We start from the raw sequence: 12070 nt of genomic DNA on the forward strand, positions 1-12070 counted from the left end.
GATGCAGAACAATGAATCTTTCAATGAGATGGTTAAAAGAATTCGTAACGCTTGACGATATGCCGATCCGCGATTTTACAGAAGCGATGACCATGAGCGGCTCCAAGGTCGAGGGCTGGGAGACCGAAGGCAGCGAAATTGAAAACGTGATCATGGGAAAGGTGCTTTCTCTGGAAAAGCATCCGGACTCCGACCATTTATGGATTACCAAGATCGACACCGGTTCCGGGGAACCGATTCAAATCGTTACCGGTGCGCAGAATTTAAAGGTGGGCGACCTGGTGCCGGTCGCAATGGACAATTCCTTACTGCCCGGCGGCAAAAAAATCAAAAAGGGCAAGCTTCGCGGCGTGGAAAGCAACGGAATGCTCTGTTCCCTCAGCGAGCTGGGGCTGACAAAGCACGACTTTCCCTATGCGGTTGAAGACGGTATTTTCGTGATACAGGAGAACTGCGCGCTTGGCGAGCCCGTGTGCAAGGCAATTGGGTTCGACGACACAAAAGTCGAATTTGAAATTACGTCCAACAGACCGGACTGCTTTTCCGTGATCGGCCTTGCCCGGGAAGCGGCGGCGACCTTCCATAAGCCCTTCAGCGTACACACGCCGGCTGTAAAGGCGGGAAACGGCTCCTGTAAGGGAATGCTCGACGTAAAGGTGGAGGCTCCGGACCTATGCTCCATCTATTCTGCCCGCGTGGTCAAGAATGTCCGTGTAAAGCCCTCCCCGCGCTGGATGCGTGAAAGGCTGCGCGCCATGGGTGTGCGCCCAATCAACAATATCGTCGATATCACAAACTACGTCATGCTCGAATACGGCCAGCCGATGCATTCCTTTGATCTGCGTTTTATTGACGAGGGTAAAATCCGTGTGCGCCGTGCGCAGGACGGGGAAACCATCACTACGCTGGACGGCGTCGACCATAAGCTGACCGCGAAGAATCTGGTGATCGCGGATGCCCGCAAACCGATTGCCATTGCCGGAGTGATGGGCGGCGAATACAGCGGAATCGTCGACGACACCACAACGATCGTGTTTGAGTCGGCATGTTTCAACGGAGCTTCCGTGCGCACGACCGCCAGAGATCAGGGAATGAGAACCGACGCGTCCTCCCGCTATGAAAAGGGACTGGACCCCAACAACTGCCTTCCCGCGCTGGAGCGCGCCTGTGAACTGGTGGAGCTGCTGGACGCCGGCGACGTGCTTGACGACAGGATTGTTGACGACCATTCCTCCGGCGAACGTACCAGAATCCATCTGGACGCGGACTGGACCAACCGCTTTCTGGATATTCAGCTGACCGTGGACGAGATGAAAGCGATCTTGAGCAAGCTGGAATGCGAATTCGCCGGCGACGATATTCTGGTGCCGACCTTCCGCCCCGATCTGCAGCATAAAGCCGACATTGCCGAAGAAATCGCAAGATTTTACGGTTACAATAAGATTCCGGGCACCGCGCTGGGCGGCGGCGCGCAGGGAAAATATTCCGCAAGGCAAAAATTCGAGCGCACCATCAACGACACCATGCTCGCGCTGGGCGCCAGTGAGATCATGACGTATTCGTTCATCAGCCCGAAATACTACGATAAAATCTTAATGCCGGCCAGCTCGCCGCTGCGCAAGTCCATCACCATTTCCAATCCGCTCGGCGAGGATACCAGCATCATGCGTACCACGGCCCTTCCCTCCATGCTGGAGGTCCTTTCACGCAACTACAACAACAGAAATGCGGACGCGTGCCTGTTTGAGCTTGCCAGCGAGTATATTCCGACTTCGGAGGACAAACTGCCGATTGAAAAAACCAATCTGATCGTCGGAATGTACGGCAATCACGCCGATTACTTTACGGCAAAAGGAATGGCAGAGCAGATTTTGGAAAAACTCTGCGTATACGGCTGGGAAATCGAGGCTTCTTCCGAAGAGCCCAGCTATCACCCAGGGCGCTGCGCCGTGCTGAGCATTGACGGAGAACATCTGGGCGTGATTGGGGAAATTCATCCGAAGGTCTCCGAAAATTACGGCATCGGAGACAGGGTTTACTGCTTTTCGCTGGATGTAGATAAAATGTATGAATACACGAAGTCCGAAAAGACGTATACTCCCCTTCCGAAATTCCCCGCGGTGACCCGCGACCTCGCTCTTCTCTGCGACGACAGCACTCCCGTGCTGACGCTTGAGAAAGCCATTATCCGCGGCGCCGGAAACCTGCTGGAAAAAATCAAGCTCTTTGACGTTTATAAGGGTGAGCAAATCGATTCCAGCAAGAAGAGCGTCGCGTTCAGCGTTACCCTGCGCTCTGCAGACAGCACACTGACGGATGAGCGCATTGCCGGAACGATGAAAAAAATCATGAAGGAGCTTGAAAAGGCCGGCGCTATTTTACGTTCATAAGCTTCTGTTCACAAATTAGTTCTTGAAATTATTGTATGTATGTTGTATGATGTCAGTATCGGAGGTGTTTCCATGCTTGATAAAACGATGACCTTTTCGCTCGGCACCGACCGTGAAGAGGATATTAAAAAAACACTCACCCTGGTGTATGATGCTTTGAAGGAAAAGGGATACAATCCCATCAGCCAGATTGTCGGCTACATTCTTTCCGAGGATCCGACTTATATCACTACACACAATAATGCCCGCAGCCTGATTCGCAGAATCGACCGCGACGAGCTGCTGCAGGTATTGTTGAAATCCTATTTGGGTGAGTAAATCACGCACTGTTACAGAAGCACTTATGAATTGAACAGAAGGAGGACGACACACGAATGAATGATGTAGAAGAAAGCAAACCTCAGTTCCCTACCTACAAGGGCAAGCCGTTGGTGCGCTGCGGTGATGTGATTTATTACGGAAGCATGCAGGATAAATATGTTGTAAAGCTTGAGATAAAGAGCAAAAAAAAGGTTCAGGACCTTGACGTTGCGGACCGGGTCACCATACAGCTGATGTATACGGATCAGAACATCCGTTCACGCAAACAGATTGTAAAATCCAGTGAAAAAACCGGGCTTTACCTTGCAATGGATATTGCGGACGCCTGGCTGACCAGGGCGCTTGCAGAATAGATCATATAATGAAGGGCGATACGGAAAATTCCGTATCGCCCTTTTTGTATCTATTTCCCGATATCCCGCCGGTAGTGAGCACCCTCAAACCGGATTTTGCCAGCGCAGGCATAAGCCTTTTCAAGCGCCTCGTCCAAAGTGCCGCCCAGCGCGGTGACCCCCAACACACGGCCGCCGTTGGTGTAGAACCGACGGTCCCGGTACAGCGTTCCTGCGTGGTAGACGGTGGCGCCCTCCACCTGTCCGTAATCGTCAAGGCCGGAAATTTCGATTCCTTTGGCATAGCTTCCGGGATATCCGCCGGAAGCCATCACGACACAGGCACAGGCTTCCCGGCTCCATTCGATCGACTGGGAGTCCAGCCGTTCGTCAACGACCGCCTCCAGAATCTCTACGAAATCGGTCTTCAGCCGGGGCAGGACCACCTGTGTTTCCGGATCGCCGAAACGGCAATTGTATTCGATCACCTTCGGCCCGTCCTTCGTCAGCATCAGTCCGAAATACAGGCATCCCTTGAACGTTCTGCCTTCCCGGTTCATCGCCTCTACGGTCGGCAGGAAGATGGTCTTCATGCACAGCTCCGCCATTTTTTCGGAGTAATACGGGTTCGGGCTGATCGTGCCCATTCCGCCGGTATTCAGGCCCTTGTCCCCGTCCAGCGCTCGCTTGTGGTCTTTGGAGGAAACCATCGGTTTCAGGCATTTTCCATCCGTGAACGCCAGCACCGAAACCTCCGGCCCGGTAATAAATTCTTCCACCACCACCCGGTTGCCGGAGGCGCCGAACACCTTATCCTCCATGATCGTTTTTACCGCGTCGCGCGCCTCGTGGTCATCGGCGGCTATGATCACGCCCTTTCCCAGCGCAAGACCGTCCGCCTTGATGACGATGGGATATTGGTTATTTGCCCGGATATATTCCATCGCGGCACGTGGGTCGTCAAAGACCTCATATCCCGCGGTGGGAATATGATATTTTTTCATTAAATCCTTGGAGAACACCTTGCTGCTTTCAATGACAGCCGCGTTGGCGCGAGGGCCGAACGCACGGATTCCCGCCGATTCCAGCGCGTCCACCATCCCGGCGGCAAGCGGGTCGTCGGGAGCGACAAAAACCAGGTCGATCCGGTTCTCTTTTGCAAACCGGACCACGCCGTCGATATCCGTTACCGGGATATCCACACACTCGGCGTCCCGTGAAATTCCGCCGTTTCCGGGAGCGCAATAGACCTTTTCCACCTTTGGGCTTTCCTTGATTTTGCGCACAATGGTATGCTCGCGGCCTCCCCCGCCGATGACCAGTATCTTCATATTATCCGCTCCTACGTCTTATTAATGGTGGAACAGCCTCATGCCGGTAAAGGCCATGGCGATTCCGTATTTGTTGCAGGTATCAATGACATTGTCGTCACGGATGGAACCGCCCGGCTGCGCGATATAGTTCACGCCGCTTTTGTGGGCGCGCTCAATATTGTCCCCGAACGGGAAAAAGGCGTCCGAACCCAGCGCGACATCCGTTAACGTATCCAGCCAGGCGCGTTTTTCCTCACGGGTAAGCGGTTCCGGCTTCTGCGCAAAGAAATTCTCCCAAATTCCGTCCGCCAGAACGTCCATGTAATCGTCGGATATATACACATCAATGGTGTTGTCGCGGTCGGGGCGGCGGATTCCTTCCTTAAATTTCAGCCCAAGCACCTTCGGGTGCTGGCGCAAATACCAGACGTCCGCTTTATTTCCCGCCAGACGGGTACAGTGGATGCGGGACTGCTGCCCCGCGCCGACACCGATCACCTGCCCTCCTTTAACGTAGCAGACGGAGTTGGACTGCGTGTATTTCAGGGTGATCAGGGAAATCATCAGATCGCGCTTCGCGCTTTCGGGAATTTCACGATTTTCCGTAATGACATTGGAAAGCATGTCGTTGTCGATCAGGATTTCATTTCTGCCCTGCTCAAACGTAATGCCGAAAACGTCCTTATGCTCGACGGGAGCGGGCCTGTAGTCCGGCTGAATCGAGACGATGTTGTAGCCGCCCTTGCGCTTGGATTTCAAAATGGCAAGCGCTTCCTCCGTATAGCCCGGAGCAATGATCCCGTCCGAAACCTCGCGTGCGATCAAGGTCGCCGTTTCCCTGTCGCAGATATCGGACAGGGCTATCCAGTCGCCGTAGGAAGACATTCTGTCCGCTCCCCTGGCCATAGCGTACGCGCTGGCAAGCGGGGAAAGCGTAAGGTCGTCAACAAAATAAATCTTTTTCAGCGTGTCGGACAGCTCGCACGCAACTGCGGCGCCCGCGGGGCTGACATGCTTAAAAGAGGCGGCGGCGGGAAGCCCCACGGCTGCTTTCAGCTCTTTGACCAGCTGCCAGCTGTTGAAGGCGTCCAGAAAATTGATGTAGCCCGGTTTTCCGTTCAGCACCTCGATCGGAAGATCGCTTCCATCCTGCATGAAAATGCGCGACGGCTTCTGGTTCGGATTGCAGCCGTATTTTAAAGTAAGCTCATTTGACATTTCAGCGCCCTCCTGTTAATCGTGGTTTTTGTTGATGATTCTGGTTTCCGTCAGCCCGGTTTTCAGGTTGATGAAACGGGTAAACAGAGAAACCTTATTTTCTTCAGACAGGTTTTCCCAGAGCTTCTGTGTAAAGTGGTCAATCTCGCCGGAAATACCGACCAGCGTCGGCTCGCCCTCAAAGGAGGGAAGGGGATTGCCATCTCCCTGATAAGTATGGATAAAATGCCCTTCCCCGCTGACCGTGGAGAAATATTCATAGAAAAAGCGCTGTGCAGAGGCCGGATTTCCGTTTGCGCTTTTCAGAATGGACAGCCGATAGCTTCCGTCCGCTTCCACGATACCTGAAACACGGGGCGTAAAATTCGGCCCGTCCGGTTCAAAGGTACGCGTGCGCAGAGCGGACTCAAAAGTCTTTCCCGCCTTTAAAAATTCATAGATCGTGTCGGTCTGGTCGCCGTTTGTCACAATGGTGGTCCCGCCGAAAACCCTAACCGGCGAATAGATAATCAGGGAAGGGTCGCTCAGCTTGTCCGGGTCGAACGCCTGTGTGCGAATTCCCTCGCCGTCCTCCACAAAGACGCGGTTGCGGCTGTTCTCACTGCGCCCCATGATAAAATAGGCAATCACGGCGTTTTTTCCGTCCTCGCTCCTGCCGAGAATGATCCCGCGCCCCGGATACGCATTGGACGACAGATTGCTTTCAATATTCTGTATTTCCATGCTCAGTCCTCCTTAATGACGGTTCTTCCGTCAGCCACTTCAATTCTGCCTTCGCAGAACAGCGAAACCGCTTTGGGCAGCAGCTTCCATTCCGCCTGCTCCATCACCCTGCGCTGAAGGGTTTCCGGCGTATCGCCCGGCAGAACCTCCACCGCCTTTTGCAGAATAATCGGCCCGCCGTCGCAGACCTCGTTGACAAAATGCACGGTCGCCCCCGTTACCCTGACTCCCTTCGTAAGCGCGGCCTCGTGGACCTTCAGCCCATAGAAGCCTTCTCCGCAGAAGGAAGGAATCAAAGCCGGATGGACATTGATGATTCTGTTTTCATAGTGCCGGACAACCTTTTCGCTGATAATGGTCATAAAGCCAGCAAGGACGACGAGATCGATTTCGTACCGGCTCAGGATTTCCAGAAGGGAACGGTCGTAGTCCTCCTGCGCCGCAAAACTCTTTCGAAGCAGGATTTCCGTAGGAATACCCGCCTTTTCCGCGCGCTGCAGGGCAAAAGCATCTGCCCTGCCAGATACGACAAGCGCCAGCTTTCCGCCGCTGAGCTCGGACCGGTTCCGGGCGTCAATCAGCGCCTGCAGATTTGTTCCGCCGCCGGAAACCAGAACAGCGATGTTCAGCATAGGATGACACCTTCCCCGCCGGAAGCCACGTTTCCGATCACATAGGCATGCTCGCCCATGGAATTCAGTCCGGCGACCGCGTTATTGGCCTGCTCTTTGGAGACGACCATGCACATACCGATCCCCATGTTGAAGGTGTTGTACATTTCGCGCTCAGGGATATTCCCCTGCCTCTGCATCATGGAGAAAACCGGCAGCTTCGGCAGGGAGGCCAGCTCGATCTTGGCCGTCGTATCGGGCTTGAGCATACGCGGAATATTTTCAAAGAATCCGCCGCCCGTGATGTGGGAGACCGCCTTGATGCCGACCTTTTCCATCAGCGCCAGCACCGGCTTCACATAAATTTTAGTCGGAGTCAGAAGCTCTTCCCCAAGGGTATGGCCAAATTCATTGATCTGCATATTAATGTTTTTCTCGCTGATATTGAAAATTTTACGGACCAGCGAAAAGCCGTTGGAATGAACGCCGGAGGACTGCAGCCCGATGATCGCGTCTCCGACCTCAATTTCAGACCCGTCAATGATACGGTCCCTGTCGACCATTCCGACGGAGAAACCCGCCAGGTCGTATACGTCAACGGGATAAAAGCCGGGCATTTCCGCCGTTTCCCCGCCAACCAGCGCGCAGCCGGACTGCACACAGCCGTCCGCGATGCCGGATACGATCTGCGCAATCCTTTCCGGATAGTTTTTCCCTACCGCGAGATAATCCAGGAAAAAGAGCGGCGTTGCCCCGCAGCAAACAACGTCGTTGACGCACATTGCCACACAGTCGATCCCGATTGTGTCATGCTTGTCCATTAAAAAAGCGATTTTCAGCTTTGTGCCGACGCCGTCCGTGCCGCTGACAAAAACCGGAGTCTTCATCCCGGAAAGATCCGGCTGGAACAGCCCGCCAAACCCTCCTATTCCCGAAACCACGCCCGGTATTTTGGTGCGGGCCACATGGTTTTTCATCAATTCGACCGCTTTATATCCGGCGGTAACGTCGACTCCGGCCGCTTTATAACTATCGCTGAAACTTTTCATGTCCGATCCTCCCAATATTTTCTCACAGTTCCTGAACCTTCGCCTGCAGCGCCTCATCCTTCTTCGCGACGCCCTCCGCCATTGACTGTTTCATTTCCCGTAGCTTTGCGGCCAGCGTTTCGTCCGAAAGGGCCAGCATCTGCGCCGCAAGAATCGCGGCGTTATCCGCTCCGTCAATCGCCACGGTGGCAACCGGAATCCCGCTCGGCATCTGTACCGTCGCCAGCAGGGCGTCAAGGCCGTCGAGGGTGGAGGACTTGACCGGAATGCCGATGACCGGCAGGGTGGTGTGCGCGGCAAGCACGCCAGCCAGATGTGCCGCCTTCCCTGCCGCCGCAATGATTACTCCAAATCCGTTCTCAGCGGCGGAACGGGAAAATTCCGCGGCCGCCTGCGGCGTTCTGTGCGCGGACATCACATGCACTTCCATCGGGATTCCAAACGCTTTCAGCCGCTTCACCGCGGCCGAAACGACCGGGAAGTCACTGTCGCTTCCCATGATGATCGCTACTTTTTTATCTGCCATCATTACACTCTCCTGTTTCCGTCGGTCCGGAGCAATAAAAAAACAGGCTGCACCATGAGATGGCACAGCCTGAAGCCATTATAACATCCGGAATATTGGCGCAGCTTGACAGTAAACAATTCCAGTTCCCTTTAACCTACGAACGGAAGATACTGTCATTGCATTCCCCTCCGACAACACATAATGTATTTATTGTAGGTGATTCTGACGATAAATTCAATAGTTGTACATGCGAAAAAATTTTTTTGTACAGTTATCATGCGCAGAGCAGCTTGTCTTGTCATAATTTGTACAGTATGACCCAGCTTATTCTGCAGCGCCGGCATCATTCGCCACCAGTTCCTTCAGGGATGTGGCAAGACCCGCAAAAGACTGGATGTTGGACGGAATTATAATCTTCGTGGCTTTTCCGTCCGCAGCCTTTTCAAACGCTTCCAGACTCTTGAGCGCAAGGACGCTGTCGCCCGGGTTAGACTCGTTCAAAAGCTTGATACTGTCCGCATAGGCCTGCTGCACCAGCATGATCGCCTGCGCCTCGCCCTGTGCCTCACGGATTTTTGTTTCCTTTTCCGCGTCCGCGCGCAGAATCGCGGATTCCTTCTCGCCTTCCGCAATCAGGATGGCACTGCGCTTTTCGCCTTCCGCGGTCAGAATCTGGGCACGGCGCTCACGCTCGGCCTTCATCTGTTTCTCCATGGATTCCTGAATCTCCCTCGGCGGGATGATGTTTTTCAGTTCCACACGGTTGACTTTGATGCCCCACGCGTCGGTGGCTTCGTCAAGGATGGTGCGGATTTTCGTATTGATGACGTCGCGGGAGGTCAGCGTATGATCCAGCTCCAGATCGCCGATAATGTTTCTCAGCGTGGTGGCGGACAGGTTTTCAATTGCGGAAATCGGCCGCTCCACTCCGTAGGCATAGAGCTTCGCGTCGGAAACCTGAAAATACACGACGGTGTCGATCTGCATGGTGACGTTATCCTTTGTGATAACGGGCTGCGGTGGGAAATCAATGACCTGTTCCTTTAAAGAAACCCTTTTTGAGATTTTGTCGATAAACGGGATTTTAAAGTGAAGGCCGGTCGTCCAGGTGCTGTTGTAAGCACCAAGACGTTCCACCACATACACGTGCGCCTGAGGCACGACCTTGATATTGCTGATTAAGATAATAAGAACAATAATTGCAAGCGCGACCAGAAAAATCGCCGCCAGATTGATTTCCATTCTATTCTTCCTCCTTCATTCCATTATGTACCGTTACAATCAGTTTAACCCCTTCGATTGCTTTGATCAGTACATGTTCTCCGATTTTTATGACCGAACCGTCTTCGCTCCGCGCCGTCCAGACGCTGCCCAGAACATTCACCTGTCCTACGCCCAGGGTATTGTTAATTTCGGCTATCACAATGCCGTCCTTTCCAATATAGCGATCCGCATTGGTCTCTTCTTTCTTGAAATTCATCAGCTTTTTCACCAACGGCCTGGTACTTACCAGCGTAATGGCGGTTACCACCACAAACACCACCGTTTGGGTCCAAAGCTCGGCTCCGCAGAGGTTTGCAATCAGCGCGCCGACCCCGCCTGCAACAAACCAGATGGAAACCAGCTGAGCGGTAGAGCCTTCGACGACTGCCGCGACAATAATCACCGCGAGCCAAAAGTAAGGCAAATATGTCTCCATGTTTTCACTCCTTCCGGTGTTGCATTTATCTTACCACAATTCCAATATGAAAACAACAACGCCAAATCGTCAAAAAAGACGGTTTTGGCCCGTTTTTTACCGGGCAGATAAGTACACCCCCTCGGCCCGGATTGGGGCTGAGTAAGCCGGGCCGGCTCTCGCTTGGCCGGGCCGTGGATGAACAAACAAGAAAAGGACGGGCGCCAAAAAGCGTCCGTCCTTTTGAAATACTGTTATTTACGATTAATACATGCCGCCCATGCCCGGGTCAGCCGGCATAGCGGCAGCGGCAGCGGGCTCTTTCTTGTCTGTTACCAGAGATTCCGTAGTGAGCACCATGGCCGCTACGGAAGCCGCGTTCTGCAGTGCGGAACGCGTTACCTTGGTCGGGTCCACAATACCGAAGGAGGAAATCATATCGCCGTACTCCTCGGTAAGAGCGTTGAAGCCGTAGCCAATCTTGTCGGCATTCTTGATGTGCTCCACAATCACAGAGCCTTCGAGGCCCGCGTTTACAGCGATCTGGCGGATTGGCTCCTCCAGCACTTTCAGAATAATCTTGGCGCCGGTCTTTGCGTCGCCTTCGCTCTCCTCAACAACCTTCTCCACAGCCTTAAAGGTGTTCAGCAGGGCAACGCCGCCGCCCGCTACAATGCCTTCTTCCACAGCAGCCTTTGTTGCGGCAAGAGCATCCTCAATGCGGAGCTTCTGCTCTTTCATTTCCACTTCGGTTGCCGCGCCGACTTTGATAACGGCTACGCCGCCGGAAAGCTTGGCAAGACGCTCCTGCAGTTTCTCACGGTCGAAGTCGGAGGTTGTGGTCCCGATCTGGGAACGGATCTGGGAGACCCTTGCTTTGATCTCATCCTTATCACCGGCACCGTCGACAATAATGGTGTTCTCTTTGTCCACCTTTACCTGACGCGCACGGCCGAGCTGCTCAATCGTAGCCTCTTTGAGCTCCAGTCCAAGCTCCTCGGAAATCACCTGACCGCCTGTCAGAACGGCGATATCGCGAAGCATGTCTTTTCTTCTGTCGCCAAAGCCCGGAGCCTTCACACCGACACAGGTAAAGGTGCCGCGCAGTTTATTCAGGATCAGGGTGGTAAGAGCCTCGCCCTCGATATCCTCTGCGATGATAACCAGTTTCTTGCCGGACTGTACGATCTTTTCCAGAAGCGGAAGGATTTCCTGGATATTGGAAATCTTCTTGTCTGTAATCAAAATATATGCATCATCAATAACGGCTTCCATTTTTTCGGTGTCTGTTACCATATAAGGAGTAATATAGCCGCGGTCGAACATCATGCCTTCTACGACCTCGGAGTATGTTTCAGCCGTTTTGGACTCTTCTACTGTAATGACCCCGTCGGAAGTTACTTTCTCCATTGCTTCGGAAATCAGCTTGCCGATAAAATCGCTGGAAGCGGAAATCGTTGCAACACGGGCGATATCCTCGGAACCGGAAACCTTTTTAGAATGATCCGCCAAAGATTTTACGGCAGCGTCAACGGCCTTCTGTACGCCCTTGCGGACTTCCATCGGGTTGGCGCCCGCGGTTACGTTCTTCATGCCCTCGCGGATAATGGCCTGCGCAAGCAGAGTAGCTGTGGTGGTACCGTCGCCGGCAACATCGTTTGTTTTTGTCGCGACTTCCTTAACAAGCTGCGCGCCCATGTTTTCAAAAGCGTCTTCCAGCTCGATTTCTTTGGCAATGGTGACACCGTCGTTGGTAATCAGGGGAGAACCGAATTTTTTGTCGAGAACGACGTTTCTGCCCTTCGGGCCAAGGGTAATTTTTACTGTATCAGCAAGCTGATTAATACCGCTTAAAAGCGCTTTTCTGGCATCCTCGCCGTAAATAATCTGTTTAGCCATTGTTTATTTCCTCCAATATCAATTTATG

General features: G+C 53.3%; 12 protein-coding genes. 3 read left to right on the forward strand and 9 right to left on the reverse strand.

The window, feature by feature from the left end; genetic code table 11:
- Positions 1-11: 11 nt before the first annotated feature.
- The 3 genes from pheT to ACRQU7_RS10260 all read left to right on the forward strand — a co-directional run bounded on the left by pheT (position 12) and on the right by ACRQU7_RS10260 (position 3064).
- Complete coding sequence (pheT, locus tag ACRQU7_RS10250; RefSeq protein WP_444640622.1) at positions 12-2390, forward strand: phenylalanine--tRNA ligase subunit beta; 2379 nt, start codon at positions 12-14, stop codon at positions 2388-2390.
- Between the two features lie 72 nt (positions 2391-2462).
- Positions 2463-2708, forward strand: a complete 246-nt coding sequence (locus ACRQU7_RS10255) for an IreB family regulatory phosphoprotein (RefSeq protein ID WP_038324264.1) — start codon at positions 2463-2465, stop codon at positions 2706-2708.
- A 56-nt stretch (positions 2709-2764) separates the two neighbouring features.
- Positions 2765-3064 (forward strand): hypothetical protein, encoded by a 300-nt coding sequence (locus tag ACRQU7_RS10260; RefSeq protein ID WP_444640624.1) that lies wholly within the window; start codon positions 2765-2767, stop codon positions 3062-3064.
- A gap of 50 nt (positions 3065-3114) precedes the next feature.
- On the opposite strand, the gene purD is transcribed toward ACRQU7_RS10260, so the two are convergent.
- The 9 genes from purD to groL all read right to left on the reverse strand — a co-directional run bounded on the left by purD (position 3115) and on the right by groL (position 12042).
- A complete protein-coding gene (purD, locus tag ACRQU7_RS10265) occupies positions 3115-4374 on the reverse strand; it encodes a phosphoribosylamine--glycine ligase (protein WP_444640626.1) in 1260 nt (419 codons plus the stop codon).
- Between the two features lie 21 nt (positions 4375-4395).
- Positions 4396-5574, reverse strand: a complete 1179-nt coding sequence (locus ACRQU7_RS10270) for a phosphoribosylaminoimidazolecarboxamide formyltransferase (protein WP_444640628.1) — start codon at positions 5572-5574, stop codon at positions 4396-4398.
- A gap of 15 nt (positions 5575-5589) precedes the next feature.
- The gene (locus ACRQU7_RS10275) at positions 5590-6297 is read right to left on the reverse strand and encodes an IMP cyclohydrolase (RefSeq protein WP_444640630.1); all 708 of its coding nucleotides are present in this window, start codon (positions 6295-6297) and stop codon (positions 5590-5592) included.
- 2 nt (positions 6298-6299) lie between these two features.
- Positions 6300-6929, reverse strand: a complete 630-nt coding sequence (purN, locus tag ACRQU7_RS10280) for a phosphoribosylglycinamide formyltransferase (RefSeq protein WP_444640632.1) — start codon at positions 6927-6929, stop codon at positions 6300-6302.
- Positions 6923-7957 carry a phosphoribosylformylglycinamidine cyclo-ligase gene (purM, locus tag ACRQU7_RS10285; RefSeq protein ID WP_444640634.1) on the reverse strand — a complete coding sequence of 345 codons (1035 nt, stop codon included), beginning with the start codon at positions 7955-7957 and terminating at the stop codon, positions 6923-6925. The genes purN and purM overlap by 7 nt, the downstream gene beginning before the upstream one ends.
- Before the next feature lie 22 nt (positions 7958-7979).
- Positions 7980-8486: a 5-(carboxyamino)imidazole ribonucleotide mutase gene (purE, locus tag ACRQU7_RS10290; RefSeq protein ID WP_141825292.1), complete on the reverse strand. Its 507-nt coding sequence runs from the start codon at positions 8484-8486 to the stop codon at positions 7980-7982.
- A 303-nt stretch (positions 8487-8789) separates the two neighbouring features.
- Complete coding sequence (locus ACRQU7_RS10295; RefSeq protein WP_038324279.1) at positions 8790-9707, reverse strand: SPFH domain-containing protein; 918 nt, start codon at positions 9705-9707, stop codon at positions 8790-8792.
- 1 nt (position 9708) lies between these two features.
- Positions 9709-10164 (reverse strand): NfeD family protein, encoded by a 456-nt coding sequence (locus ACRQU7_RS10300; protein ID WP_038324281.1) that lies wholly within the window; start codon positions 10162-10164, stop codon positions 9709-9711.
- 243 nt (positions 10165-10407) lie between these two features.
- Positions 10408-12042 (reverse strand): chaperonin GroEL, encoded by a 1635-nt coding sequence (groL, locus tag ACRQU7_RS10305; protein ID WP_444640637.1) that lies wholly within the window; start codon positions 12040-12042, stop codon positions 10408-10410.
- Positions 12043-12070 lie beyond the last annotated feature (28 nt).

Source organism: Caproiciproducens puteiluti (assembly GCF_052442865.1).
In the GTDB taxonomy this organism is placed as follows: Bacteria; Bacillota; Clostridia; order Oscillospirales; family Acutalibacteraceae; genus Caproiciproducens.

Coding starts and splice junctions, on each gene's coding strand:
- pheT (WP_444640622.1), top strand. CDS start 12: ATGAATCTTTCAATGAGATGGTTAAAAGAATTCGTAACGCTTGACGAT.
- ACRQU7_RS10255 (WP_038324264.1), top strand. CDS start 2,463: ATGCTTGATAAAACGATGACCTTTTCGCTCGGCACCGACCGTGAAGAG.
- ACRQU7_RS10260 (WP_444640624.1), top strand. CDS start 2,765: ATGAATGATGTAGAAGAAAGCAAACCTCAGTTCCCTACCTACAAGGGC.
- purD (WP_444640626.1), bottom strand. CDS start 4,374: ATGAAGATACTGGTCATCGGCGGGGGAGGCCGCGAGCATACCATTGTG.
- ACRQU7_RS10270 (WP_444640628.1), bottom strand. CDS start 5,574: ATGTCAAATGAGCTTACTTTAAAATACGGCTGCAATCCGAACCAGAAG.
- ACRQU7_RS10275 (WP_444640630.1), bottom strand. CDS start 6,297: ATGGAAATACAGAATATTGAAAGCAATCTGTCGTCCAATGCGTATCCG.
- purN (WP_444640632.1), bottom strand. CDS start 6,929: ATGCTGAACATCGCTGTTCTGGTTTCCGGCGGCGGAACAAATCTGCAG.
- purM (WP_444640634.1), bottom strand. CDS start 7,957: ATGAAAAGTTTCAGCGATAGTTATAAAGCGGCCGGAGTCGACGTTACC.
- purE (WP_141825292.1), bottom strand. CDS start 8,486: ATGATGGCAGATAAAAAAGTAGCGATCATCATGGGAAGCGACAGTGAC.
- ACRQU7_RS10295 (WP_038324279.1), bottom strand. CDS start 9,707: ATGGAAATCAATCTGGCGGCGATTTTTCTGGTCGCGCTTGCAATTATT.
- ACRQU7_RS10300 (WP_038324281.1), bottom strand. CDS start 10,164: ATGGAGACATATTTGCCTTACTTTTGGCTCGCGGTGATTATTGTCGCG.
- groL (WP_444640637.1), bottom strand. CDS start 12,042: ATGGCTAAACAGATTATTTACGGCGAGGATGCCAGAAAAGCGCTTTTA.